Genomic DNA, 25,403 nt, shown 5'->3' with positions numbered 1-25,403 from the left:
GACGCTCTACCCTCTACCGTCCATCCTCTACCCTCTACACTTAACAGCAATGCCGCCCGTGAACCGCGTCCTCGTCTACCGCCTCGGCAGCCTCGGCGACACCCTCATCGCTCTTCCCTCCTTCCATCTCATCGCCCGCGCCTTCCCGCAGGCCGAACGCCGCCTCCTCACCAACCTCCCCGTCGCCGCCAAGGCCCCGCCCGCCGCCGCCGTGCTCGACCATACCGGCCTCATCCACGGCTACATGCGCTACACCACCGGCACGCGCTCCATCCGCGAGCTCCTGCGCCTCGCGCTCGACATCCGCCGCTTCCGCCCCGAAGTCCTCGTCTACCTCACCGGCGCCCGCGGTCTCGAGTCCGCCCGCCGCGACTCAAAATTCTTCCGCCTCTGCGGAATCACTCGCCAGATCGGCGTCCCGCTCACCACCGCTGCGCAGCTCAACCTCTTCGGCGGCGAAACTCCAGCTTCCCCCGACGCCGATCTCGAGCCCGAAGCCTCCCGCCTCGCCCGCAATCTCCGCGAACTCGGCGACGCTCGCCTCGACGACCCCGCCTCCTGGGACCTCCACCTGACGCCTAACGAGCACGCCACGGCCGCCCGCGCCATCGGCCATACAGCGCTCCAGCACGAGATCCTCGCCGTCAGCGTCGGCACCAAAGTCCAGTCCAAGGACTGGGGCCGCGACAACTGGCGCGGCCTCCTCACACGCCTCGCCCGCGCCTTCCCCAACCGCGCCCTCCTGCTCGCCGGCTCGCCCGAAGAATCCGACGCCTCCGACTTCGCGGCCTCGCAATGGCAGGTCTCCGGCGGAGGCCCGGTCATCAACCTCTGCGGCCGCCTCACGCCCCGCGAATCCGCCGCCGCCTTCGCCCGCGCGCGCCTCTTCATCGGCCACGACTCCGGCCCCATGCACCTCGCCGCCGCCGTCGGCACACCCTGCGTCGCCATCTTCGCCGCACGCAACATCCCGCGCCAGTGGTTCCCCTACGGCCCCGCCCACCGCATCCTCTATCACCGCGTCGAGTGCGCCGGCTGCGGCCTCGAAACCTGCATCGAGCAACAAAAGAAATGCATCCTCTCCATCACCGTCGAAGAAGTCCTCGCCGCTATCCACTCCGCGATGAGGATCCAAGGCACATCAGGCAGCGACGCATCGCTTCCAGGTCCCCCGAGGCTTTAGCCTGGGGTCTCTCGCGCCTCATTCACTCCCTCACATCTGCGAAGATGTTCCAAGTGACCATGCTTCCTGAACTCCACACAGTCCTCGGCCTCCTCGAAGGCGGCTTCCGCGACATCCGCGTCCTCGTCGTCGGCGACCTCATGCTCGACCGCTACATCCTCGGCGAGGTCGACCGCATCTCCCCCGAAGCTCCCGTGCCCGTGCTCCGCCACGCGCATCGCTACCAGCGTCCCGGCGGCGCGGCCAACGTCGCCATGAACCTCGCCGGCCTCGGCTGCCAGCCGTTCCTCGCCGGCCTCTGGGGCGCAGACGCCGAGCAGCGCGAGCTTGCCACTCTTCTCGAAGCCGCACAGATCGACACCGCCGGCGTCGTCACCTCATCACTTCCCACCATCTCCAAGACCCGCATCGTCGGCCGCACCCAACAGCTCCTCCGCCTCGACATTGAGTCCCGCGAAGCTCCGTCCGCCGAAGACCTCTCCTTCCTCACCGATCGCGTCCTCGGTCTCATCGAAAAGGTTCACGCCGTCATCCTCTCCGACTACGCAAAAGGCGCGCTCACCAATGAGCTCTGCGCCACCGCCATCCGCGCCACCCGCCGCGCAGGCATCCCCATCCTCGCCGACCCCAAGACGCCCGATCTCTCCAAATACTCCGGCGCCACCATGGTCTGCCCCAACCTCAGCGAGCTCTCGCTCGCCACCGGCGTCGCCTCACAACACCTCGACCAACTCCTCGCCGCTGCCGAGCAGCAACGTGCCGAGCACGGCTTCGACTATCTCACCGCCACCATGAGCGAGCGCGGCATCCGCGTTCTCTCCGCCTCCGGCAGCTTCCACTCTCCCGCCCGTGCGCGCGAGGTCTTCGACGTCTCCGGCGCCGGCGACACCGTCATCGCCACGCTCGCGGCCTCAATGGCCGCAGGCCTCAAGGTCGAAACCGCCACCGACCTCGCCAACCTCGCCGCCGGCATCGTCGTCGGCAAAGTCGGCACCGCGCCCATCGCGCACCATGAGCTCGTCGCGCTCCTCACGCCTTCCACCCCGCTCAGCGGAGCCGAAAAAATCCTCGATCGCCAGCACCTCGCCGCGCGCATCGCGGACTGGCGCGCCGCAGGCGAGACCATCGTCTTCACCAACGGCTGCTTCGACCTCCTCCACGTCGGCCACATCACTCTCCTCGAAGACTGCCGCAAGTTCGGCACGAAGCTCATCCTCGGCCTCAACTCTGACGCTTCCGTCTCGCGCCTCAAAGGCCCCACGCGCCCCATCGTCGCCGAGAACGAGCGCGCCCGCGTCATGGCCGCACTCGCCGCCGTCGATGCGGTCGTCCTCTTCGCCGAAGACACGCCGCTCGAACTCATCCGCGAGATCAAGCCTGACGTCCTCGTCAAAGGCGGCGACTACACCATCGAAACAGTCGTCGGCCACGAAGACGTCCTTGCCGCCGGCGGCCGCGTCGCCATCGTCCCCACCGTCGAAGGCTTCTCCACCACCAACATCATCCGCAAACTCACCGAGACCGCCAACTAACCGGCCGCCCCGAACCACCACCACCCTGGGTGCCCCATTCATGCGCAGTCTCATCGCGCATGGGTGGGGTTCACAGATCTCTCAATCACCGAAGCTTTACTCCTCCATCACCACCACCGCAGACCGTGGCGGAATCTGCAATGCTCCCGTCACCGCCCGACTATCCAACTCTTCAGGCGTCGCCATCACCAGCCTCCCGGCATTCGGCAGATTCAACGTCGCCGTAATCGTGTTCTTCTTCTCCCAGCTCACGATCACAACCGCTCTCTTCCCGGCAGCCGTCCGGTAAACCGAGTACCGGTGCGATCCATCCGCACTCACCTCTGCGCCCATCGTGTCGCGGAACTCCGCATCCCACAACCACTCCCGGTACTTCCGCCGCAGAGCATCGATCTTCTTGCCGTACGCCAGCGTCAACGGGAAATCCGTCAAACGGCCTTTGAAGTTATACGGCTCATAGCTAATGATGTAGCGATAAAGAAGAACCAGGTTGAGCTCTTCACGAGCATTGAAACCCCGGATCGCCGTCATCAGCGGAGCCTGCGAATCGATGTAACGCGAAACGTGCCTTGTCCCCGCGCCGATGCGGTAATATCCCAGCGGATAATACTGCATCATCCAGTCCTGAGGCCCTTCGCCGGAAAACAAGAAATCCGGGCTGACCTTGTCCGCTGCCGCGCGAAATTGCCTTGCCAACGGCATGTCTCCACCGAATAAATATCCCGGCCCTTTATAGCCATGGTCCTCGCTGAAGGAATAGAGCACGCCATTGTGCTCAAGAACCTCATCAAACAGCCAGCCATCCGCGCCCAGCGCCACGATCTTTTGAAACTCACGCGTAGCAATATCGCGATAAGCCGGACTACAAACATCCATAATCGCCCGCCGGCGGCAATTAATATTGGCTAGCGATGTCGTCGTGTTATAGCCGAATCCATCATGCTCGTAGTTATCTCCGTACGGATCCGTCGCCGCATACTTATAAAGTTCTTTCTTATATAAATCACTGGAAAGAACCGCAAACGTCGGCTTTCCAAACAGGATCATCTTCACGCCCTTGGCCTGAACCTGCGCAATGGCGTCATGTAACTCCTGCCATGTCCCTAATCCTGGATCGGTCTCAAGCGACGGATCCCCGCCGTCCTGCCCTCCCATACTCCATCCCACCAACTGAATCGCAGCAACTCCATTCTGCGCACAATCCTCGCCGTATTTCACAATCTCGCGATACGGAATGGTGAAGTCCTGCTCTGATCCATCGATCTGAATCTGCAGCCAGGAATGAACATCCCTGCTCCAATCCGCAAGCTTCGGCGCGACAAACCATGTCTTCCGCCATTCCTTGTAGACATCAATTCCCGCGTGCCAATCTCCCGTATAACTCCGCATAACAATCGGAGCCAGATTCACCGTCGACTTAGGATGAGCAAAAATAAAATGGCAGCACCGGAACTGCAGATGCACCGGCAGCCCTGAAATCTCATCCTCCTGCGGGACATCCGCGTTCACCCAATCCGTCAGTCCCGGACGCTGTTCAAAAGTAAACTCCAGATAGTAGCGAACCTCCGGGTCATGCATCCCTACATACACACCCTGGTCCGGCGTTTGAAGCAAACATAGTTGGCTTTCGCACGACCGGATCCTCTTCAGCGGATACTTCACACCCCAGTACCCTTGCTCATTCGCAAAATGCGGATAGATCTCACCCGCCCAGATCGCCCCATCCGCCATATGCTCAGCCTGCATCACCGTGTCGGCGTTGGGTGAGCACAGATCGCCAAAATACGGATAGTCAACCGAATCAACCGACAGCGACGACCGATTATCCAACTCGCTCTCAAAAGTAACAGCCCCGTCCTTCAGAGTTACCGTCGCTGTAAACGTAATCGGCAGCACGCCACCATGTTCGCTGACCAGGTTCTCCCACCGCAGCCGCACCTGATTCGCCGAAATCTTCGTCACACTCGCTGCACGCTGCTTATGCCCAAGCACAAAATTGTCGTGGCGCTTCGGCAGCGGCGCCAGCAGACGAAATGACGCCGCCAAAGCCGGCCGGCGTTCAATCATCCACTGCGTCGCTTTTCGCTCCATCCGCGTAAGAGCGCCTGATCCCTGATCAAACGCAACCAGCAACTGCTCATCCTCTAAAACCACTTCGTGCTCGGAAGCAAATTGCTGCGCCTTTAATTCCCCGCCCCGAGTCAACGCAACCATCGCCGTCAACCCCGCCAACTTACTAAATTCTCTTCTATCCATCTTTCCACTTACTCCTCGACTTACTTCTGCTTCACCACCACCACCAGCCGATGCGGCGGAATCTCCAGCTTCACCGGCAGTTGCGCCGTCGTCTCCGCCTCACCTGGCCGCGCAATCGTCACCTCGCCCGACTCACCATCCAGCGCCACCGCAGCCTGCTCCGGCGTGTCACCAAAGTTCACCACCACGCACGCGCGTTTGCCGTCATTCGGCGTAAACGTCGTGAAGGTCGAGTACCGGATCCAGGTACCGCCCGTCACCGTCGCGCCCATCGTGTCATTGAAGCGCCCAAAGAACAGCAGCTCCTCATACCTCTTCCGAATATCAATCAGCTCACTCACATACTTCGCCAGTGGCTGCGTCAGCTTTTCATCTACGGAGTCGTTATAGTGTCGCGGCGCCAGGTCCCACACCAGCCCATAGCGCATCCCGTTATTCATCGGCCCAAAGTCCCCCGGGCTCTCCCCGAAGATCGTCCCCGTCCACTCCGGAAACGTATAACGCAGCGCAGGGTCCATATCGATCCCGCCCATCCGCATATAGGACACGTCGAGATACGGAAAGGCGCGGTCGTACAGCATCTCCGAAGCGATGGCCAGGTTGGGATCGATCTCCCGTCCTTTGCGAAGCACCTCCGCGTAGGTCCCTAAGACTCCATCGACGAGAGATTTGTCGGGCGACGCCGGAACCGTCGGATTGAAATCCATGTTGACGATGCCCCCTCCCTTGTCAAACTGAAAGCCCTCCGCGCCCTCGCGCACGAGCTGCAGATATTGGTTCATCAGATATTCCCGAAACTCCGGATGCGACGGGCTCAGCGTCGTCATGTTGGAGTTCGTAAAGCCGGCGCGCGCGCTGATCGTCCCTTCGCCCCATCCATTCATGCGCCAATCGGGCGCCCATCGCCCATCCACCGCGTATTGCTTCAGCCGGTCCCTGAAAATTGGCGTGGCCGTATCGGCAACCTGAATGTTCGAAAAGATCAGCGGATGCACGCCCATCGCACGCATCTCCCGCAGCGCCTTGTAAAACTCCTCCGGCGATCCCATCCGTGGGTCTGGCGTGTACTGCGGATACCCGCGATCGATCCCGCCAATATCCCACCCCAGAATCTCGAACGTTGTGATCCCATACTTCTTCGCGTCCGCCGCCATCTTCGGCAGTTCATCAAAGCGATGCACCACCACGTCTTCGCTGTTCGACAGAATCACCGACTGCCACGCGTTCTCCTTCCGCAGCCAGTCCGGATTTCGATCCGCCCGCTTCACCGTAAAGTGCTGATCGAACCACGCGCGATACAGTCCACTCGCCGTATGCCAGTCACCCGTGTGTGCCTCCAGCGCCACAGGTCCGGCCTTGAAGGTTCCCTTGCCCGCGTACGGCATGTCGACCCAGCCAATCGTCAGGCCCCTTGGCTCGCCCTGGGCCTCTTCCTCGCTCGGCCAAACATCCTCCACGCTCGCGCTCTTTGAAAACGGCCGCAGTTCCACCTCCATCAGCGACAACCGCGTGTCCGGGTCCTGGTTCGCGTAGTAATAACCCACGCCCAGCTTCGGATTCCATACATCCATCCACCCCATCGACATTCTGCCCGGATACGTGAACGCACCCGCGTCATACCGTATGCCCAGATTCCCGCCGCCATAGCCGCCGCCGCCAAAACGCGTAAACAGCTTCGCGCCCGCATTCCCATTCGCCCCCGGCACCAGCGACTCCGTATCCAGCCGGCTTCCAATCCCCTTCTGCCCGCCCACAATCCCGTACATCACCTCCGCCAGCTTCCGCTCCGTCGGGTTCCTCACCTCAATCGAAAACTGCACCTGCCCGCCCACCACCTGAATCCGGTACGTCACGCCAATCGGCAGCGTCTCGCGGCTGTTCTTCAGTTCGTCATACGTGCACACCGCGCCATCGTTCGTCGTCTCGATGTGGCTCACCTGCTGCTCGCGGCTGTAGAAGTAATTCGCCTGGTAGTGCTCCTGCGGCACCAGGATCCGGAAGTTCTCTCCCAGCCGCGGCTCTCCAATCACCTCGAGCTCCGGGCTCTTCCACTTCAGTCCCACCAGATCGCACGTGCGCTCCGCCAGCCGGATCGTCACCGCCGGCGTCTCCACCGTCCGCACCTGCGCGCCCGAAGAAACTCCCACCACCCCGACCGCCGCACAAACCGCAAGCCGGCCACACAACTTCAGCGCCTCGCTCAAAGCCAACTCCTCCGCGAAGCCATCCTACCCCAAAATTGAGAGACCGGTCTCCCTCGGTATTATTGCGGTGTTCTCCCACCCACGACGATTTTGTCCGGTGCCATCAAGTCCAGCTCCGGCATTGCCGTGCTCTTCACCCGTACCGTCTGAAGTTCCCCAGGTGAGCTTCCACGGTACCCAGGAAACTCCAACAGGTACTGGTTGGCCAGATGCTGATCCACGTCGCCGAGGAATGGCGCCAGTGAGAGTAAAGGTCCGAAGTTCAAAAAGTAGGCCTCGCCTCCAGAGTTGCTCGCCACATGGGAAAGTTGAATCTGTCCGGCCAGAATCTTCGAAAGGTCCGTCGATAGATAATCTGCGCTCGGGTGATAGATCGCATAAATTGTCACCTCGGCGCGCTCCGCAGCCCGGAGCGCTGCCTCAGCGGACTTACTCTGTGCCGACTCGGGATTCGTCTCGGCCGGATCAATCCCCGTGGAAATCATGAGCACTGCACGGCGCGCTGAACCTTGCTTCCACCCCTTGATCAAATCGGCAAGCGCGTCATAAGGGCTCGACGGTTTACTTCCCTCCGGAGCACTGAGAGCTTTTACAGCCCGCGCGTGATCTGAAGTCGGCTCCAGAGCAACCTCCAGCTTTCCGTTCTGAATGTAGGCGACTCCCACGGAGGTGGTCGCTGGCTGCGTCTGTATAAACCTCGCCAATTCCTCAAACTGTGGCCCCGCCTCGCAATTTGAGCAATTGTCCACCAGGACATATAGCTCAAGACCCGCGCGATCGCCGCGAAGGGGAAGCAAAGCTGTGACCTTCACCGGGCGATCGTTCTGCGTGACAACCAGATCCTTCGCCATAAGCATAGGCGGTTCCTGGCCATAAACGTGGCCCGTGGTCACGATCATTCGTGCAGGAACCGTTCCCTGCCCCTGCAACGAGAGCGAGCAGGCAAACACAAGTGATACCCATCCGCTGATCTTATGCATCCCGATCCTCCGTCGAAGGCTTCCCGCTCAACACCTAAGGTCTTCTGGCGAAAGATCATAGGCGCGGCGACCCGGCTTCCCCGTGATCAACGTCACACAACCGGACTCCACGGAGATTGCTGAGAGCTCCACGCCGCGAAACACGGTGATCGATGTCACGTGTGAGTGAGGGCTTCCGCGATAAACTAAAGCCAAATGGCCGTCCAGCAACAGAGCTCTCCCCTCAAGTTCGTCATCGCCGGCGCCCTCGTCGTTGCCGTCATCGTCTGGCTCGCCGTCTCGGCCGGCAGCCAGGCCAAGAGCTATTACGTCACCATCGCCGAGCTCCAGGGCATGGGCCACAGCGCCTACAGCAAGAATCTGCGCGTCGCCGGCAACGTCCAGCCCGGCAGCATCCAGCGCGAAGGCACCAACGCCACCTTCACCCTCGTCGAGCTCGACAAGACTCTCCGAGTCGACTACCACGGCGCCGAGCCACCGCCCGATACCTTCAAGGACAACGCGCAGGCTCTGGCCATCGGCACCTTCGGGCGCGACGGCGTCTTCCACGCCACCCAGCTCCAGGCCAAGTGCGCCTCTAAGTACGCCCCTGCCAAACCCGGCACCACCACCCCCACCGGCAACACCGCGCCCCTGACCACCGCCTCCGTCGCCCGCTAATCGGAAGGGCCCGTCTTCAGACGGGCCAGATCGGTCTACTAAATTTGATATGGCGCGGCTTTAGCCGCGCCATACGCGTTTCAGACCCTCACGCCTGCGGCGGGATCTGCGCCGCCTCCACCGCCGCTGGAGCGGTGTCCGTAAATCCGCTCAACTGCTCCCCCAACTTCCCCTCCACTTTGTACCTGCATAAAAACCACTGAAAATACACAGGTCCAAAGACGAACGTCGCCAGTCCTTGTAACGGGATCTTGATCGGCGCCGCCTCCAGGGCGCTTTTCAGCAGATAAACCGATGCGACATACAGCACGAATCCTACGAGGCGCTGCAGGTACACCCCTTCCTCATTGATCACGGCATAGAGTTCATGCCGCCCGGTGAGAGTCAGGAACAAACTTGCCGCAAAGGCGAGCACGAAAATCAGGCCATAAAAGATCAGATACGCTGTCGTCCATGCGAATGGTCTGATTTTGCCGGTCGCCCTCTTAACCCAACGCGCCTGCACGAACAGCCACACCGGCACGAAGATCCCCAGCGTCACAATCGACAGCACCAGCACCCACCCCCAGTGCAGCCGAGGCGGGGCCGGAAACGCCCGGTACACCGGCGGCGCCGACGGGTACGCAATCTGCGGTGGATAGTTGTACGAAAGCGACATGGTGAGTGGGCCCGGTTACGCCTGCGGTGGAACCTCCGGCGCGTTCACAACGCCTGCGGGAGCACCCGCCACCGCGGGCTTCCCAAACCCGCTCAACTGCTCCCCCACCCGGCCCTCCACGTTGTAGTCGTACAGGTGGTACTGGAAATACGTGCTAGCGAAGAAAAACGTCATCACTCCACTCAGGGGTATGTCGATTGGCTCCGCTTCCAGTGCACCTTTCAGCGTGTATGCCGACGCTAGATACAGTACAAAGCCGCCCAGTCGTGTGAAAAGGTCGACCAGAATATTGAGATTAGCCGCACTATCCCCAAGCTTTCCCATTGTTGAAAGCGCGCCAACAGTCCCCGCCATCACAACGACGAACGGCAGAAAGATCACATAGGCCAGAGCCCAAGCGAACGGCTTCCCATTCTTAGTCGCCTTCTTCACCCAATAACTCTGCACGGCCACCCAGATGATTCCGAAGATGCCTATGCTCACAATCGACAACGCCAGCACCCATCCCCAGTGCAGCCTCGGCGGAGCCGGAAGCGCGCGGTAAACCGGAGGGGCAGACGGATAGGCCATTTGCGGTGGATAGTTGTAGGACAAGGACATAGTGCCCGCCAGCCTACGCGAACACCATCCATCGCATCAAGAGAAATCCGCATCCCCCAGACGACCGCCCGCACTTGACAACGCTCTGCCTTAACCCCGGGTATTGTTTCTGCCCTCACACTTGCCTGCGCTAAGAAAGTCCAGACCTAAAGTCTCTGTTCTGAAGACTTTGCGCAAAAAAGTAGGGGGGGGATACCCCTTACTCCGTCAGCGCCTTCATATACAAATAGCGGAACTCGACGCCTTGGTAGAAGGCTTCAGTCCGAATCCGCTCATCCCGTCCATGCGCGCGGTCGTCGTCGAAGTCCACACCCATCCCGCTGATCCCATAGCTCGGAATTCCGGCCCCCATCGTGATGATGGAGTCGCTCGCTCCGGTCGACATCGTCGGGATCACCGGCAGCCCCGGCCACATCTCCTCGGTCACCCTCCGCAGCGGCCCATACACGTCCTCGCGGGCCGGGGGCGGCTCCATGCTCTTCTTCGCCGACCCCAACCCCACCGTCTGGCCGGCGTCATTTACATAGCTCACCGTTAGCTTCGGATCGCCAAAAATCTGGATCAGCCTCTGCCGAATCTCCTCCTGTGAGTGGCCTGGAAGGATTCTGCAGTTCACGTTCGCCTTCGCCATGCCAGGCAGCGCATTGCGCGCGTGCCCGGCGTTGACCATCGTGGCCACGCAGGTCGTCCGCAGCGTTGAGTTGTCCGTAGGGTCTTTGGAGAACTCCGCAACGGCCTTCGGATCCGGAGGATTCCGCAGCACGCCGCGAATGATCTCCGCGCGTCCGGAGTCTGCAATCTTGACCTTCGCCTCCAGCTCGGCGCGCGTGACTGCGTTCAGCTCCACCGGAAACGGCGAGGCCTCGAGCTTTGCCAGCGCGTGCACGAGCTCGTAGATCGCATTGTCGGGCCGCGGCTGCGAGCTGTGCCCTCCCGGATTCGTCGCCGTCACCTCAAAGTCCGCATAGAGCTTCTCCGTCGCCTCGACATCGAGCTCCGTCGGCTTGCCCCTGCGCAGCTCCAGGCCGCCCGCGTCCGGATTGATCACGAAGTCCGCCCTCATCAGGTCAGGCCGGTGCTCGAGCAGCCACGCGACACCATTCGACGCTCCACCCTCCTCATCCGCAGTCAGTGCAATAACGAGATCCCGGTCGGGCACATAGCCCTCGCGCTTCATCCGGATGAAGCTCTCCACGAGCGCGGCGTCCTCTTCCTTGATGTCCTGGGTGCCGCGTCCGTAAAAGAAGCCATCCTTTTCAACGAACTGGTAAGGATCTGTCGTCCAGTCAGCTTTGCGTGCCTCGACAACATCGAGATGGCAGATCGTGATGATCGGCTTTAGCGTTGAGCCGGGCTTTCCGCGGTAGCGCGCGACGAGGTTCTGCTTGCGATCGTTTGGACCGGCAAGGACCAGGTCCTCGGCAGGAAATCCTGCGTCGAGCAGACGCTGACGCATCTTCGCGGCGGCAGCAGTTACGCTTCCGTTTGAATCCTGCGTGTTCGTTTCGATGAGCTGCTTGAAGATGTCATGAGCCAGGGCGCGATCCTGTTCGGGCAGTGCGGGCGCAGTCTGTGCGAGCGCCTGAAAACCACACAACAGCAACGCGCTCGCAGCGCTAATCGTGAGCACAGTCGTTCTCGTATCCCGCATCTTGCCTCTCATGGCTTCTCTTATCTGAATTCTTCTACAGAATTATGGCTCTATACTCGCATAGCAGCGATGCCCGCAACTCTACGCAATCAGCCCGCAGTCGAACTCTCCGGCGTTTCGCGCCGATTTGGCAGCTTCGCCGCGCTGCGAGACATTTCCATGCGGGTGCATGCGGGCGCCGCGGTTCTGCTGCTGGGCGAGAACGGCGCGGGCAAATCGACGCTGCTGCGGCTCATCGCCGGGCTCATCTCACCGAGTGAAGGAAAGCTGGCGGTGCTGGGAGGGACGGCGCGCAGTGAACGCGACCGTGTTGCGTTCATGAGCCATGCGCCGATGTTGTACGAGGAACTCACGGGTGTCGAAAACCTGCGCTACTTTGGTTCACTTTACGGGGTCGATGGTGCGAAAGCCGAGCAGGCGCTGCGCGATGTCGGACTGGACCCGAAGATGTCAAAGCATGTCGGCGAATATTCGCAGGGCATGCGGCAGCGCGCGTCGCTGGCGCGTGTGCTGATGCTGGAGCCCGATCTGCTGCTGCTGGATGAGCCATTCTCGAACATGGACACGGGCTCGGCGCAGATGATGCTCACGCGTCTGCGGGCATTTCTTGCACAGCCGGGACGCAACGGTTCGGCGCGCACCCTGTTCCTGACGACACATCAGGCGGACCTTGCGCGTCCGCTCGCAACCACGACGCTTGTGCTCCACGCGGGCCAGCTTACGGCGCAGAACTGACAACACATGAAGACGAACGCGGCACGGCTGCTCGACAAACTCGGCATCGCTTATGAGATTCGAACGTATGAGGTCGACCCTGAGGACCTGACGGCAATCTCGGTTGCGCGCAAGATCGATATGCCGATCGAACAGGTGTTCAAGACGCTGCTGACACACACCTCCGATGGAGAGCACCTGTTTGCGGTGATTCCCGGTGGCGATGAGCTCGACCTGAAGAAACTGGCAGCGGCCGCCGGTGCGCGCAAGGCGGAGCTTGCTGCGCTGAAGGAGGTTGAGCCGCTGACCGGGTATGTGCGTGGAGGAGTGACGGTTCTGGCGGCAAAGAAGCCGTTTCGCGCGTTTGCGGACGAAACGATCGAGCTGTTCGATCAGATTTCGATCTCGGCTGGGCAGCGCGGGCAGCAGATCGTGCTGGCGCCTGCGGATTATCTGCGCGCGACGGAAGCGACGGTTGCGGATCTGACGAAGGCTGCGCCACCTGCCAAGGGGACGCACGGATGAGCTACGCGGGATACGTGCTCACTCATCTGAAGAAGGACCTGCAGCTCGAGTGGCGTGCGCGAGAGCTGATCAACGGCATGCTATTTTTTGCGCTGTTGGTGGTAGTGGTCTTCTCGCTGGCGTTCGATCCGACGGCGTATCCGACGATCGCGCGGCAGATCAGCGGCGGCCTGTTGTGGGTGGGATTGCTGTTCGCATCGATAACCGCACTGAATCAGAGTTGGTCGCGTGAGATGCATAACAACGTGCTCGACGCGCAGCGGCTAGCGCCTGCTCCGGCGTCGGCGCTGTTCACCGGCAAGGCGCTGGCGAATTTCATCTTCGTCAGCTTTATCGAGCTGGTAATGGCGCCGGTGTTTGCGATCTTCTACGACCTGCATCCGCTGGGAAATGCATGGCTGCTGCTGCTGATTCTTCCGTTGGGCACGTGGGCGTTGACGGTGAATGGAACCTTTTTCGCCGCGCTGAGCCTGCGCACGCGGAATCGTGAGCTCCTGCTGCCGCTGGTGCTCTGTCCGATTGCGATGCCGGCGCTGCTGGCAATGATCCAGGCGACGACGAATGTGCTGACCGCGGACTACCCGCCGTCGTTGTGGATCAAGCTGCTCCTGGGCTATGACGTTGTATTCACAATCGCGAGCGTGCTCCTCTTCGAGACAGTTCTGAACGCAGCAGATTGAGCGCAATATCCGTCAGGATTGCTAGTTATCGCGATAAAATTGACGAGAAGTGAATAATCGCAGCCAAAGCCAAAGGTTCCCTCTCTGGGCGAGCCTCTATCTCGCGCTCACGTTCGCCGTGCTGGCGATTGGATTCTTTGAGGCCATGACGGCGCCCAAAGAGGCGACGATGGGAAACCTCTACCGCGTCTTCTTCTATCATTTCCCGCACACGATCCTGAGTTTCCTGTTTCCGTACATGAACTGCGTGGCGGCATTCCTGTTTCTCTTCTGGCGAAGGAGCAATTCGCAGCGCGCACTGAAGGCGGATGCCTTTGCGCTGGCTTCGGCGGAATTGACGGTGCTGTATGCATCGGTGGGCCTGGCGACCGGGATGCTGTGGGGACGCGCGGCGTGGGGAATCTGGTGGACGTGGGACCCGCGGCTAACAACGTATCTTCTGCTGTGGTTGCTGTATGTGAGCTACCTGTTGCTGCGGCGGCTGACGAGCGGGGATCAGAAGGCGGTGTTATCCGCAGTGCTCGCGATCTTTGCGGCGATCGATATTCCAATCTGCTTCATGTCAATTCGGTGGTGGAGGACGCAGCATCCGGCACCGGTCTTTGGCGGAGGAGCGGACTCGGGGATCGATCCGCATATGCTTCCGGCCGTTTTCTGGAACCTGGCGGCGTGGGCGATGTGGGGAGCATTTGCACTGGGACTACGCTATGCAATCGAGCGCCGGCGGCAGCGTGAGCCGGGAGAAGCTATGGCGGTTGTACCGAGCGGAACGCCTATGCCGGTGCTGGAGGTTCGATGATTCCCTTCTCTACGCTTTCGGACCGGCACCTGGTTTATGCGTACTGCGCGGTGTGGATTCTGCAGTTCGGCTATGGCACATGGCTGGCGGTCCAGTGGCGCCGGAGCGGCAGGCAACCTGGCAGCAAAAAAACAACGGAGCAAAGCGGGTAGCCTTGATCCGTTGGTCCGAGGAGTAGCGTACGACGGGCTGCTCAGCATGGCTGCCTCGTCCCTTTCGTGAACCCGCGGTTTCGGAATTGGTTGCGCAAAAATTTCTTCCACGTTGCGGCTGCGCGACGCGGCCCATAGACTCGGGAGACGTGTTCCTTATCGGACAAGATGGCAGAGGTCGAACCGTTCGCGTGCTGGCAGCGCTCTTTGCGAGCGCGAGTTTTCTGCTCGCGGGCTGCGGTCATAGCGGATTCCCTGAGTATCCCGCGAACTATCACGAGTTTGCGTATGTGACCGGCGGTGCGTCGAACACCGTGACCGTGCTGGACCTGGTGTATCTGCGGCGCGACCGCGTGCTGCAGGTGGGGCGGAATCCGACGGGGCTGGCGGTGAACCCGGTACGCAACGAAGTTTATGCGGTCAACACGGGTTCAAACTCGGTCACGGTGATTGATGCAGTGACGAACACGGTGGTGGCCACGATTGGCGTGCGCCAGCGGCCATACTTCATTGCGGTCTCGCCGGATGGCAAGCGCGCGTATGTGCCGAACTCGGGATCGAACACAGTGAGCGTGATCGACCTGGACGCGCGGCGGCAGATTGCGGTGGCTGCGACGGGTGAAGGGCCGGGCGTGGCGCGAGTGTCCCCGGATAATCGCACGCTGGTTGTGTCGAACGGGCAGGCGGGAAGCGTTTCGGTGTACTCGATCAATGCGTCGGGTGCGCCGTTGACGCTGCGAAATGCGTTTCCAGGGTGCCCGGGTGCGACGGACATCGCGATTCTGCCGGACTCTTCGAAGGCGTTTGTTGCGTGCTCGGGCGGTCACCAGGTGATGGCGATATGGCTGGCAGCGGCGCCGGATTCGTGGCGCGGAAAGCAGGATCCTGCGCTGCAGCATGACCAGCTGCTGACGCTACTGGATGTGGGCAAGACGCCGACACATATTGCGATGAAGCCGGACGGATACGAGGTATTCACGACAAACTTCGACTCGGATTCGATCACGGAGATCACGACGTGGACGAATGAGGTGCTGGGCACGTATGTGATCGGGGCGAAGCCGTCGCGTGGGATTTTCAGCCACGATGATACGACGCTTGCCGTGACGAACTTCGGCGCGGATTCGGTGAGTTTGTATTCGAGTGACGATGGGCGAATCGTAGCGTCGGCGCGTACAGGATCGCGGCCGGATGCGCTGGCGTTCTCGGCGGATGAACACCTGCTGCTGGCAGTGGATGCGGGCTCGTCGGACGTGGCGGTGATCCGGATGCAGAGCAAGGATGGGCCGTCACTGGTGACGATGCTGCCGGCAGGAGACCATCCGAACGACATTGCGGTGAAGTCGTTCCGGACGCGGCCGACGCTGCGTCATTAAGTTGATTCAAACTGCTGCTCGTTTTTCTTCAGCTCGGCTTCGCGGGTTTCGCGGAGTGCCTGGCGTGTTGCGGAAACGTATGCTCCGCCGAGTAGTAGAAGGCCGGAGATGAAGGCCCAGGTGATGAGGCCGACGGAGACTTCGAAGGGGCCGTAGACAGCGCGAAAATCAAGGTGCGGAAGCACAAGGATGTAGACGTACTTGGCCGCTGTCCAGAGAATGCCCATGACGATGGCAGTGGGGAGAACGGCGCGGGCGGGGATCTTGCGCGCCGGCAGCGTCCAGTAGATGAGGAAGAAGAGCCCAATGCTCGCAATAAGGGCGACGATCTGAAGAAATCCGCGTCCGATAAGCGCGAAGAACGCGTTCTGCGTGTGACCGAAGAAGACCCACTCGAGCACAGTGCGCTGCGCTGCGGTGAGTGCGACGGAGGCCATCGCGAGCAGGGCGACGCCGATTGCAAGCGCGATGGAGACGATCTGGTTCTGCAGGTAGGAGCGGTTCTTTTTGACGCCCCAGACGCTGTTCAACGCGACCTCGAGCGGGAGGAAGACGCCAGTTGCGGTGATCAGCAGCATGACGATGGAGACAATCCTCACCTTCGCATGTGAGAAGGCGAGCACGCGCATGTTGCGCATGACGAAGTCCTGATGGTTGGGCAGGAAGTTGGACATCATTTCGCCAACGACGTCGGCCATGCGGGCCGAGTGGAAGACCCGCTGCGAAAGCGTGAGCAGAAGAACGATGAATGGAAACAACGACAGAATGGCCTGCGCGGCGACCGAGAAGGCGTAGGTGTGTACCTCGGTCTTCAGCAGATAGCGGCCGAGCGCTTTTAGCTGGTCGGAAGTGCCGCTGACGGGGACGGCAGGCGCGCTGTCGAGCTTGGGTGAGACGGACTCCTCGCCGGCCTTCTTCGGTTCAGGCGAGGATTCGGTTTTGATTTCGCGGCCGCTGGGATCCGGTTTCGCTGCGGTCTCCTGCGGGGATGTCATTCGTTCAGTTTATCGAGTCCCCAAGTTGCAGCGTCGGCGAGCACAGGGTCGTCACCTTTGGACCATTCGCGGAGCTTCGGGATGTAACGCGAGTCGCCGCTGTTGCCCATCGCGATGGCGACGTTGCGCTGCAGGCGCTTGCGGCCAGTCCGCTCGAGAGGCGAACCGCGGAAGGTGAGATTGAAGGTGCGGCCGTCCATCGAGCCGAGCCGATCGAGTGAGGGATTGATGAGTTCGGGTCTTGCGGGGAGCGAGTCGGATGCTGCGACAGGAGCGCGGCGGTTCCAGGGACAGACGTCCTGGCAGATGTCGCAGCCGAAGACGTTGCGGCCCATCAGCGGGCGCAAAGGCTCGTCGATGCTTCCCTTCTTCTCGATCGTGAGATAGGAGATGCAGAGCGAGGCGTCCATCTGACGCGGTGCGATGAGTGCGTTGGTTGGGCAGGCGTCGATGCAGCGGGTGCAGGTGCCGCACCGGTCTGCGGCGGGGAGGGCCCACGCTTCGCGCGGCAGATCGAGCGAGGTGATGATAACGCCGAGCAGGAGCCAGGAGCCGAGGCTCTGGTTCAGCAGGCAGGCGTTCTTGCCGATCCAACCGATGCCGGCCCGGTGGGCGTATTCCCGCTCAACGATGGGCCCCGTATCGACGTAGCAGCGCGTCTGGAGGTCCGCGCCGAAGCGTTCGTGCAGGCTCTGTTCGACGGTTCGCAGCTTTTCGAGCAGGACATCGTGGTAGTCGCTGCCGGGATAAGTGTCGTGAGCGCGGCCGCTCCAGGCGTAGCGTGCAATCCAGCCAGCATCAGCGGGTGCAGCATCAGTGGAGCGCGGGGCGTCGGGGTTGTAGTTAATCGCGCAGACGATGACGGAGTGGGCCCACGGGATAGACCGCCGGAGATCGCCACGCACAAGCTCGCCGGTGCTGTCTGTGCGCTTGAGCCACTCCATCTCACCGGCATGACCGGAAGCGATCCAGGCGGCAAAGCGGTTGCTGGATTGTGCATTAGCCGCCGTTCCGGCTTCGGGAACGGCGGCAATCCCGGCGAGGTCGAAGCCTGCTTCGTGAGCCCGCTGGCTGATCCACTCGCGGTCTGAATTCCGGATTACCATGTGTCGCGGCGGGCGCCGGCTCTTGGCAAACCGTTGGGTGCACGGACGTACCGAGCGCGAGGCCTAAGATTAGGTTATCCTGCCGTTTGAATTGCAGAGCTAGCCCGTCTTTCAGGCCTTTGAGGTATTCCGTTGCGGCTGTGTCCCGGTTGTGGTCATCAAGAATTTCGGCGCCTGCCGCGCGAGGGCGTGTTTGAACGCTCCGTCCTGCCATTGCTTGGGCTGTTTCCGTGGGAGTGCCGCGTGTGCCAACGCAAGGTTTATATGCGTCTGCGCGGAGAAAAGCGGATTGCCCATCCTCCTGCAAGATAGTTCGCAATAAAGTTCGAGGGCGTGAACAAAGTCTGCTTGCCAACGGACCCGAGCAGCAACGCCAGCCCATAGGTCTCTGTTGTTCCATGTAGTTGAATGGCATAGCGCTGACAGTATTTTGCTCATGCTGTAGACTAATTCCGCCTTTTATACCAACTGCACGAGCGTGCTGGAATCCGGCGGTAAGTTTGCCCATTACGCGACAGTACCTTCTTCCTTCGGAACGCCAGAGTGCCTCGAACCGGACTCCGCGCCAGATCAACCGCAATCTGATTTTGAATCTTGTGCGGAAGCAGCAGCCGATCTCACGGGCGGACCTGGCGCGCGTCTCCGGGCTGCAGCGAAGCACTGTTTCGCTGATTATCGAAGAGCTTATTGCCGATCGGCTGGTGGTGGAGGGGCCGACGGGGAGATTGCCGCGCGGACGCCGACCGACGTTTCTGCAGTTGAACTCACAGCGCGCGGTGCTCGCGCTCGATATTCATCCGGAACAGATCACGCTTGCCATCTCGGACCTCGGCGGCAAGATTCTGGCCCAGAAGCTGGTCGACATTCCAGAGAGCCAGCGCTCCGTGGCAGCGATTGTTTCGGCCATCAAGAAGATGATTACGGAGCACAAGCAGAAGGCCTTTGATGGAATCGGCGTGTGCCTGCCCGGCCGTACGGATCCCGTGCGAGAGGACCCCATCTTCGCACCAAACCTTCACTTCCCTTTCCGGGACATCCGCAAGCGCATCGCGAAGGCAACCGGGCTGCGGGTGGAGATGGATAACGTGGCGAATGCATGCGCGCTGGCCGAGGTTTGGTTCGGCGAGAGCGATGGCGCGCATGATCTCGTCGTCGTCAATGTCTCCGAGGGTATCGGCACAGGCATTCTTGCGAATGGCCGCCTGATTCGCGGAGACAAAGGAATGGCGGGCGAATTCGGCCATGTGCAGCTTGACCCGGACGGGCCGCCATGCGGGTGCGGAAACAACGGTTGCTGGGAGACGCTCGCGTCCAACCGCGCGGCACTGCGTCACTTCGTGGAGTCAGGCGGAGCTGCAGGGACAACCTTCGGCACTCTGCTGTCCGCCGCGCATGCCGGCGACGCGATCGCGATTGCCGCGCTGGAGAGGATGTCCATCAACCTGGGCCGTGGGCTGCGCATGATTGCAACTGCGCTGGCGCCGAAAGAGATCGTGATTGTCGGGGACTTCACCTCGGCGTGGTACAGATTCGGGCCGACGATTGAGGCCGAGATGCGGCGGCACGCGCTGAGCTCCGGCGCTGTGCTGCGGCCTGCTTACGACGGTGGTTCGGCGCGACTGCGGAGCGCTGTCGCCCTGGTGCTGAATTCGGGAACGATGCAGTAGGAGCCGCGTTATGCAGGCTCGTTGACCCAGAGCACGGGCTGTCGAATCGGAAAGTTGCGGATGATCTCAGGGACAGCGGGATCGGGATTGAGCGTCCGCCAGAGTGCGATGTACGCGTCGTCCTTGTAGGCGAGGCCGGCGAAGAGCAGGCTGGGCTGCCGCACCGGCAGATCGTCGAAGTACTCGACGTCATGCGGGAACGACCACTTCGATTTGTTCTGAATGAACGGGAACATGAAGTCGATGGTCTTGCGGATGCCGCGGCCATCGGGTGTGGCAAAAGTCCAAAGGTTGTCCCCCGGGGCGCTGGCGATCTGGCAGATCGCGGAGAGTGCGTCCATGTCGAACAGCGAGTAACTGTAAGGCTTCGTGCGCGCGAGCTCGAGCGGAAGACGGCCGTCGGGTGCGATCTGGTCCGGAACCAGCTTGGTTCGGAAGAGTTCGCGGCACTCTGCGACCTTTGAGTCGTCGTGCGTGAAGCGCGCGAACTCCGCGACCTGCGCGACCCAGCAGGTGCCGTGATTGTTCTTGGCGGCCTTCTCCTCGAGGCCGTTCTTTGAGGTGGTCATCCACGTGGTGTAGTCGGCGAACCAGCGGCGGATGGCGTTTATTTCGGCGGGCTTGAGCGAGCCAGAGGGCTCGAGCCACGAGGCTGAGCGGGCGACCTCGACGAGATGAAGCGTGTCGATGATGCCCGTGCCGCGGCCAGGAGTGATTCCGTGAATGGCCTGCGCATATTGCAGATCAGGGTTCATGCGAGTGTCAGGGTTCACGAACCAGGCGCGGAGGTGGTCAGCGGCTTTTGCGGCGTACAGAGTCTTCTTTGTGATCGCCCAGGCGGCCGTCAGGGCCGGCACCTGCAGACTGAGGCGAATGAGCAGCTCGCGATGATCATTGAAGTTTGCCGGGTTGGACATGCCATCGCGACGGATGTAGGGGCCGTTCGGGCTGCTGGGGTCGGGCCACCAGTAGTCTCCTTCGGAGAAGTAGTCGTGCGGTCCTCCTTCGCTGCGTGTGGCCCGCACGCAGGTGATGGTCTTCGGCTGCTCGTCGAGATATCGGTTTGCGGCGCTAAGGATGCGACTGCGATCGACCCTTGCGACGTCGATTGTCGTGGCATAGCTGTGGCGCTGCGCAGACGATCGGAGACTCCACACGGCTGCGGCGGAGGCCGCCAGAAATTCTCTTCGGTTCATCGCTCGAAGTTTATCGCAGGGGCGCCGGTAGGTCGTCCAGGTCAACAGCCTATGGACCAACGCACCTATCCGGACGTCAAAATCGAATAGGAATGCAGATTATTCTTGCCATCAGGCTAATCGATTTAGTAAAGGATTCTGTGCACACTTTCAGCCTGTTTTTGAGAACGCGCAAATAATGCTCGGTCCGAGGTGAATGTTTGAAGAATTCATTTTCCAGGCGCACCTTCGCGCGTCTCGTTGCCGCTGCTGTTGGTTCAGCATCGGCGTCGCCGTTGATGGCTGAAGCGAGGCCCGAGTCGGCTGCACCGGCGCGCATGCCCTTCCCGCAGGGGTTCCTCTGGGGTTCAGCTACAGCTTCGTATCAGGTGGAGGGCGCTGTTCGTGAGGACGGTCGCGGACCGACGATCTGGGATACCTTCTGCCACATGGCTGGGGCCGTGGCTGCGGGCGACACGGGCGATGTTTCGACCGATTACTACCATCGGTACAAGCAGGATATTGCGCTGATGAAGGAACTCGGACTACGCAGCTACCGGTTTTCGATTGCGTGGTCGCGCATTTTCCCGGCGGGCACCGGAGCGCCGAATCCAAAGGGGTTGGACTTCTATAGCCATGTCGTTGACGAGCTGCTAGCGAACGGAATTGAACCGTTCTGCACGCTTTACCACTGGGACCTGCCTCAGGCTCTGCAGGACAAGGGCGGGTGGGAGAACCGCGACACAGCGAAGGCATTTGCGGATTACGCGGGATACGTCACGGGCAAGCTCTCTGACCGCATTCATCGGTTCATGACGATGAACGAGATTCGCTCGTTTGTGGAGCTGGGATATCAGCAGGGTACGCATGCTCCGGGACTGAAGCTGAGCCCGGCGCGAGTCGCCCAACTGAACCACTATGCCGTGCTTGGGCACGGGATGGCTGTGTGCGCGATTCGCGCGGCTGCGCGCCCGGGAACGCAGGTTGGCATCGCGGACAACGTGCAGGCGACGACTCCGCTGATTGAAACGGCACCTCACATTCAGGCCGCAACACGCGCGATGCGCGAGCAAAACGCGCAATATCTGACGGTGATTCGCGAGGGGAAATATACGGATGCGTATCTGCGGCGGCTTGGCCCTGACGCGCCGAAGTTCACCGCGGAGGAGATGAAGATCATTTCGTCGCCGCTGGATTTCGTTGGCCTGAACATTTATCAGCCGACTTACGTGCGTGCCGATGACTCCGAATCTGGCTATGCGGTTGTCACGCCGCCGGCATCGTTCCCGCATATGTACAGCCCGTGGCTGTACGTCGGGCCGGAGTCGATCTACTGGGCTACGCGGCTTGTGAACCAGCTCTGGAGCCCGGAGGAACTTTACATCACAGAGAATGGCGCCTCTTCGTCTGATGTGCCGCAGAGTGACGGCATGGTCGTCGACTCGGATCGCATCATGTATCTACGCAATTATCTGGGGCAGCTCCATCGGGCGATCGCGGAGGGTGTGCCTGTGAAGGGGTATTTCGTCTGGAGTCTGCTGGACAACTTCGAGTGGGCGGACGGCTACGGGAAGCGTTTCGGGATTGTTTACGTGGATTACGCCACGCAAAAGCGGACGCCAAAGATGAGTGCTATGTTCTATCGCGACGTGATCGCCCGCGGCGGGTTGGCTTAGCCTCCGCGGTAGTGCTGCGCTTTTTCGCACTGGATGCAGCAGAGATTGCCATTGTGGACTCGCGCTGCATCAACTCGGGCTCAAACATAATGGTGTCGGGGAACGCTTCATTCGGATTCTGGATGCGCTTCAGCAATTGCTGCGCAGCCATCTCTCCCATGCGGCGTAGCGGCTGCCGGATCGTCGTCAGGCTGGGCGTGTGGTAAGCCGCGCTGGAAATGTCGTCGAAGCCAACGACGGAAATATCCTCGGGACAGCGCAGGCCGGCATCTTTGATGGCGCGAATGGCCCCGATCGCGGCGATATCGTTGAAGCAGAAGATCGCGGTGAAGTGATGGCCGGATGCGAGCAGATCTTTCACCACGGGATAGCCTAGCTCCGGTGACCAGGAATTATTCCGTATGTGCACGCAAAGCTCCGGGCGCATGCGGATGCCGATACGCTCGGCGATCTGGCGGATGCTTTGCCAGCGCGATTCGGAGTCGAGCGCATGCGGCTGGCCCTTCATGAAGGCGATATCGCGATGGCCGAGATCGTAAAGGTGCTGGAGTGCCAGCGATGCGGAGTGGTCATGATCGAGCATCACGTTGGTCACGCCGCGCATCCGCTTGTGTCCCGAGATGGAAACCACGGGAACATTAACAGACTCGGTCAGCATGGTATTCACGAGAATGAAGCCGTCGACGGCGCGCTCCGTCAGCACACGCGGATAGCCCTCAAGCAAATCCGGGCGCCCCTGATGGCTGACGACGAAGTGCAGATAGCCGGCCTGCAGCAGATGCTCTTCGACGCCATTCATCACCATCGTGAAATAACCCTCACTGAACTCCGGCACGATCACGCCAATTGTGAACGTCTGCCGCGTACGCAAAGAGCGAGCGAGGAAATTTGGCCGATAGTTCAGCTTCTGCGCCGCAGCAAGCACGCGCTCTCGTGTCTTGGGCGCGATCGTCTTTGCCCCCGGCGCGTTGTTCACAACCAGCGACACGGTTGCAGGCGACAGCCCGAGGTGCTCTGCGAGTCCCTTCAGGCTTATAGGGCGGTCTTCACCGCTTCCGTTGGAGTTGCGGCTCATGAGGTGGCAATAGTTTTATCACCAACGCGCGGCTTTGGGTTGCGCTAAGTCACCCGACCATCGGTCCCTGCGTATAGTACGGGTATGAAGACGCGACCCTTCGAGATCACTGCGTACGCGCCGCAACCGGAGCGATGAGGCAGCACTGATGCCGAACTTCTTTCGCGCGTCTCTCGGGATCGCAATTCTTCCGGCTTATTTCGCGACGACAATCTTGATCGGCTGGCTCACGCGACGCCGCAGCAGCGGCAGCGCCAACGCGTTTTTGAATGCGAGCCGCGCTCTCCCACTTCCGCTTGTGACCGCGGCGTTTCTCGCAGCCAACTGCGGGGCGCTCGAGGTCGTGGGGATGAGCGCAATGGCCGCGCAGTACGGAGCAGAGGCCTTCCACTTCTATTGCATCGGCGCGATTCCGGCGATGATCTTTCTCTCCATCTGGATGATGCCCGTCTATCGACGCAGCGGAATCCGAAGCGTTCCTGAGTATCTTGAATACCGCTACGGCGCCGGCATTCGTCTCGTAAACGCCTGTGTGCTGGCCGTGACTTCCCTGCTCTTCGCGGGAATCAGCCTCTATGCCATCGCGCAGGTGCTTCAGGTGGTCGCTGGAATCAGGTTTGCTGCAAGTGCTCTCGTCGCCGGGGGCGTGGTGCTTGTATATGTTTTGCTGGGCGGTGTTCGCGCAACGATCTACAACCAGGTCCTTCAGCTTGGAGTAATGATCGCCGGCCTACTTCCACTGACAATTCGATATTGGAGCTACGGGGCATGGGTTTCCGACGAGCGGCGCGACCATATGTGGCGCGGCCTGCCGGTGGTTTCGCACATGGCCCCGATGGATGCGCTGGGAATTATCGTCGGCCTCGGGTTCGTGCTCAGTTTCGGCTACTGGTGTACGGATTTCGTGCTGATGCAGCGGGCATTCGCCGCGCGCACGGATGACGCGGCGCGCCAGGTTCCGCTGTGGGCAGGCTTTGGGAAACTCGGCTTCTCGATGCTCGTTGTGGTGCCTGGCCTGGCGGCACACCGATTGCTCCCAGAACTGGGACATTCGCAGCGGTTCGATCAGGCGCTACCGGCGTTGATGAGACAGTCGTACGGTCCCTCCCTGCTTGGCCTCGGTCTCACCGCGATCGCGGCAAGCCTCATGTCTGCATTGGCCGCCAATGTGTCCGCGTTCGCTGCGTTGTGGACGGAGGACATCTATCAAGCACACCTGGTCAGACAAAAGCCTGACCGTCACTATTTGATCATGGGGCGTGTCGCGACCGTCACCGCAGTTCTGGTTAGCATCCTCGCGTCATACTTCAGCTTCTTGTTCTCCGATTTGATGGAGCACGTACAGATGATCTTTTCTGTCTTCGGCGCGCCATTCTTCGCAATCTTTCTGCTTGGCATGACCACACGTCGAACTACCGAGCGCGGCGCGATCATCGGATTCCTGAGCGGCACGGCCATCGCGCTCCTGCATCTCGCAGCATTCAGCCTCGGCTGGCTGCATTACGGCAGCGTGATGAGCGCAAACTTCTATGCCGCGATGTATGCGTTTGGCGCGGCGGTTCTCGTGGCATGGATAACAAGCGTGCGGGGTCCCGCGGGTATTACTGCTGGGGTGCGGCTACAAATGGATTTCTCGTTGCGAGGCACACCTCGGTTGTTGTGGCTGCTTTCAATCCTTTTGATATTCGCTTGCGTCGGGTTGAATGCAGTTTGGAGATAATCGAAAGTAAGAAGCATGT

The 25,403-nt window shown here is 60.9% G+C and carries 21 protein-coding genes; 11 read left to right on the top strand and 10 right to left on the bottom strand.

The genetic code is table 11. The features are described from left to right. The first annotated feature begins 49 nt into the window (after window positions 1–49). Together VGU25_03930 and hldE are read left to right on the top strand one after the other, a co-directional pair. A complete protein-coding gene (locus VGU25_03930; GenBank protein ID HEV2576341.1) occupies window positions 50–1,183 on the top strand; it encodes a glycosyltransferase family 9 protein in 1,134 nt (377 codons plus the stop codon). A 59-nt stretch (window positions 1,184–1,242) separates the two neighbouring features. Then, window positions 1,243–2,715 (top strand): bifunctional D-glycero-beta-D-manno-heptose-7-phosphate kinase/D-glycero-beta-D-manno-heptose 1-phosphate adenylyltransferase HldE, encoded by a 1,473-nt coding sequence (gene hldE / locus VGU25_03925; protein HEV2576340.1) that lies wholly within the window; start codon window positions 1,243–1,245, stop codon window positions 2,713–2,715. Between the two features lie 96 nt (window positions 2,716–2,811). On the opposite strand, the gene VGU25_03920 is transcribed toward hldE, so the two are convergent. The 3 genes from VGU25_03920 to VGU25_03910 form a co-directional block, all read right to left on the bottom strand. Next, entirely contained in the window at window positions 2,812–4,848 is a 2,037-nt protein-coding gene (locus tag VGU25_03920; GenBank protein HEV2576339.1) for a hypothetical protein, read from the bottom strand. A 143-nt stretch (window positions 4,849–4,991) separates the two neighbouring features. Beyond that, window positions 4,992–7,175, bottom strand: coding sequence for a DUF6259 domain-containing protein (locus tag VGU25_03915; protein HEV2576338.1), 2,184 nt, complete (start codon window positions 7,173–7,175; stop codon window positions 4,992–4,994). A gap of 59 nt (window positions 7,176–7,234) precedes the next feature. Continuing rightward, complete coding sequence (locus VGU25_03910; protein ID HEV2576337.1) at window positions 7,235–8,155, bottom strand: hypothetical protein; 921 nt, start codon at window positions 8,153–8,155, stop codon at window positions 7,235–7,237. A 195-nt stretch (window positions 8,156–8,350) separates the two neighbouring features. On the opposite strand from VGU25_03910, the gene VGU25_03905 reads away from it, so the two are divergent. After that, window positions 8,351–8,815, top strand: a complete 465-nt coding sequence (locus tag VGU25_03905; protein ID HEV2576336.1) for a cytochrome c maturation protein CcmE — start codon at window positions 8,351–8,353, stop codon at window positions 8,813–8,815. A gap of 88 nt (window positions 8,816–8,903) precedes the next feature. Here the strand turns inward: VGU25_03905 and VGU25_03900 are convergent, their stop codons facing one another. The 3 genes from VGU25_03900 to VGU25_03890 form a co-directional block, all read right to left on the bottom strand. Then, complete coding sequence (locus tag VGU25_03900; protein ID HEV2576335.1) at window positions 8,904–9,419, bottom strand: hypothetical protein; 516 nt, start codon at window positions 9,417–9,419, stop codon at window positions 8,904–8,906. A gap of 69 nt (window positions 9,420–9,488) precedes the next feature. After that, complete coding sequence (locus VGU25_03895; protein HEV2576334.1) at window positions 9,489–10,073, bottom strand: hypothetical protein; 585 nt, start codon at window positions 10,071–10,073, stop codon at window positions 9,489–9,491. A 199-nt stretch (window positions 10,074–10,272) separates the two neighbouring features. After that, window positions 10,273–11,724, bottom strand: a complete 1,452-nt coding sequence (locus VGU25_03890; GenBank protein HEV2576333.1) for a M20/M25/M40 family metallo-hydrolase — start codon at window positions 11,722–11,724, stop codon at window positions 10,273–10,275. A gap of 69 nt (window positions 11,725–11,793) precedes the next feature. On the opposite strand from VGU25_03890, the gene VGU25_03885 reads away from it, so the two are divergent. From VGU25_03885 to VGU25_03865, 5 genes are all read left to right on the top strand, one after another. Then, window positions 11,794–12,459: an ABC transporter ATP-binding protein gene (locus tag VGU25_03885; GenBank protein ID HEV2576332.1), complete on the top strand. Its 666-nt coding sequence runs from the start codon at window positions 11,794–11,796 to the stop codon at window positions 12,457–12,459. A 6-nt stretch (window positions 12,460–12,465) separates the two neighbouring features. Further along, window positions 12,466–12,963, top strand: a complete 498-nt coding sequence (gene ybaK / locus VGU25_03880) for a Cys-tRNA(Pro) deacylase (protein HEV2576331.1) — start codon at window positions 12,466–12,468, stop codon at window positions 12,961–12,963. Next, on the top strand, window positions 12,960–13,643 hold the full coding sequence (locus VGU25_03875; protein ID HEV2576330.1) for a heme exporter protein CcmB: 684 nt from the start codon (window positions 12,960–12,962) through the stop codon (window positions 13,641–13,643). Before ybaK ends, VGU25_03875 begins: the two co-directional genes overlap by 4 nt. A 49-nt stretch (window positions 13,644–13,692) precedes the next feature. Continuing rightward, window positions 13,693–14,442: a cytochrome c biogenesis protein CcsA gene (gene ccsA, locus VGU25_03870; protein HEV2576329.1), complete on the top strand. Its 750-nt coding sequence runs from the start codon at window positions 13,693–13,695 to the stop codon at window positions 14,440–14,442. A 343-nt stretch (window positions 14,443–14,785) separates the two neighbouring features. After that, complete coding sequence (locus VGU25_03865; GenBank protein ID HEV2576328.1) at window positions 14,786–15,970, top strand: YncE family protein; 1,185 nt, start codon at window positions 14,786–14,788, stop codon at window positions 15,968–15,970. Here the strand turns inward: VGU25_03865 and VGU25_03860 are convergent. Together VGU25_03860 and queG are read right to left on the bottom strand one after the other, a co-directional pair. After that, window positions 15,967–16,965 carry a YihY/virulence factor BrkB family protein gene (locus tag VGU25_03860; GenBank protein HEV2576327.1) on the bottom strand — a complete coding sequence of 333 codons (999 nt, stop codon included), beginning with the start codon at window positions 16,963–16,965 and terminating at the stop codon, window positions 15,967–15,969. The genes VGU25_03865 and VGU25_03860 overlap by 4 nt on opposite strands. Beyond that, the gene (gene queG / locus VGU25_03855) at window positions 16,962–18,071 is read right to left on the bottom strand and encodes a tRNA epoxyqueuosine(34) reductase QueG (protein HEV2576326.1); all 1,110 of its coding nucleotides are present in this window, start codon (window positions 18,069–18,071) and stop codon (window positions 16,962–16,964) included. The genes VGU25_03860 and queG overlap by 4 nt, the downstream gene beginning before the upstream one ends. Before the next feature lie 500 nt (window positions 18,072–18,571). Between queG and VGU25_03850 the strand changes: the two genes are divergently transcribed. Then, on the top strand, window positions 18,572–19,738 hold the full coding sequence (locus tag VGU25_03850) for an ROK family transcriptional regulator (GenBank protein HEV2576325.1): 1,167 nt from the start codon (window positions 18,572–18,574) through the stop codon (window positions 19,736–19,738). Between the two features lie 8 nt (window positions 19,739–19,746). On the opposite strand, the gene VGU25_03845 is transcribed toward VGU25_03850, so the two are convergent. Then, the gene (locus VGU25_03845; protein ID HEV2576324.1) at window positions 19,747–20,934 is read right to left on the bottom strand and encodes an alginate lyase family protein; all 1,188 of its coding nucleotides are present in this window, start codon (window positions 20,932–20,934) and stop codon (window positions 19,747–19,749) included. Window positions 20,935–21,212: 278 nt separating this feature from the next. Between VGU25_03845 and VGU25_03840 the strand changes: the two genes are divergently transcribed. Next, on the top strand, window positions 21,213–22,589 hold the full coding sequence (locus VGU25_03840) for a GH1 family beta-glucosidase (GenBank protein HEV2576323.1): 1,377 nt from the start codon (window positions 21,213–21,215) through the stop codon (window positions 22,587–22,589). Here the strand turns inward: VGU25_03840 and VGU25_03835 are convergent. Beyond that, window positions 22,546–23,664, bottom strand: coding sequence for a LacI family DNA-binding transcriptional regulator (locus tag VGU25_03835; protein HEV2576322.1), 1,119 nt, complete (start codon window positions 23,662–23,664; stop codon window positions 22,546–22,548). The genes VGU25_03840 and VGU25_03835 overlap by 44 nt on opposite strands. A gap of 148 nt (window positions 23,665–23,812) precedes the next feature. Here VGU25_03835 and VGU25_03830 point away from each other — a divergent pair, with 148 nt between their 5' ends. After that, complete coding sequence (locus VGU25_03830; GenBank protein HEV2576321.1) at window positions 23,813–25,384, top strand: sodium/solute symporter; 1,572 nt, start codon at window positions 23,813–23,815, stop codon at window positions 25,382–25,384. Window positions 25,385–25,403 lie beyond the last annotated feature (19 nt).

This window comes from Acidobacteriaceae bacterium (assembly GCA_035944135.1).
Taxonomy (GTDB): domain Bacteria; phylum Acidobacteriota; class Terriglobia; order Terriglobales; family Acidobacteriaceae; genus Granulicella.
This window is presented reverse-complemented; position numbering and strand designations above follow the sequence as displayed.

Bases quoted from the DNA above. Each gene is read 5' to 3' on its own strand.
- ybaK (HEV2576331.1), top strand. From the start codon at position 12,466: ATGAAGACGAACGCGGCACGGCTGCTCGACAAACTCGGCATCGCTTAT.
- VGU25_03905 (HEV2576336.1), top strand. From the start codon at position 8,351: ATGGCCGTCCAGCAACAGAGCTCTCCCCTCAAGTTCGTCATCGCCGGC.
- VGU25_03845 (HEV2576324.1), bottom strand. From the start codon at position 20,934: ATGAACCGAAGAGAATTTCTGGCGGCCTCCGCCGCAGCCGTGTGGAGT.
- VGU25_03910 (HEV2576337.1), bottom strand. From the start codon at position 8,155: ATGCATAAGATCAGCGGATGGGTATCACTTGTGTTTGCCTGCTCGCTC.
- VGU25_03890 (HEV2576333.1), bottom strand. From the start codon at position 11,724: ATGCGGGATACGAGAACGACTGTGCTCACGATTAGCGCTGCGAGCGCG.
- VGU25_03875 (HEV2576330.1), top strand. From the start codon at position 12,960: ATGAGCTACGCGGGATACGTGCTCACTCATCTGAAGAAGGACCTGCAG.
- VGU25_03930 (HEV2576341.1), top strand. From the start codon at position 50: ATGCCGCCCGTGAACCGCGTCCTCGTCTACCGCCTCGGCAGCCTCGGC.
- VGU25_03895 (HEV2576334.1), bottom strand. From the start codon at position 10,073: ATGTCCTTGTCCTACAACTATCCACCGCAAATGGCCTATCCGTCTGCC.
- VGU25_03840 (HEV2576323.1), top strand. From the start codon at position 21,213: ATGGCTGAAGCGAGGCCCGAGTCGGCTGCACCGGCGCGCATGCCCTTC.
- VGU25_03860 (HEV2576327.1), bottom strand. From the start codon at position 16,965: ATGACATCCCCGCAGGAGACCGCAGCGAAACCGGATCCCAGCGGCCGC.
- VGU25_03885 (HEV2576332.1), top strand. From the start codon at position 11,794: ATGCCCGCAACTCTACGCAATCAGCCCGCAGTCGAACTCTCCGGCGTT.
- queG (HEV2576326.1), bottom strand. From the start codon at position 18,071: ATGGTAATCCGGAATTCAGACCGCGAGTGGATCAGCCAGCGGGCTCAC.
- hldE (HEV2576340.1), top strand. From the start codon at position 1,243: ATGCTTCCTGAACTCCACACAGTCCTCGGCCTCCTCGAAGGCGGCTTC.
- VGU25_03830 (HEV2576321.1), top strand. From the start codon at position 23,813: ATGCCGAACTTCTTTCGCGCGTCTCTCGGGATCGCAATTCTTCCGGCT.
- VGU25_03835 (HEV2576322.1), bottom strand. From the start codon at position 23,664: ATGAGCCGCAACTCCAACGGAAGCGGTGAAGACCGCCCTATAAGCCTG.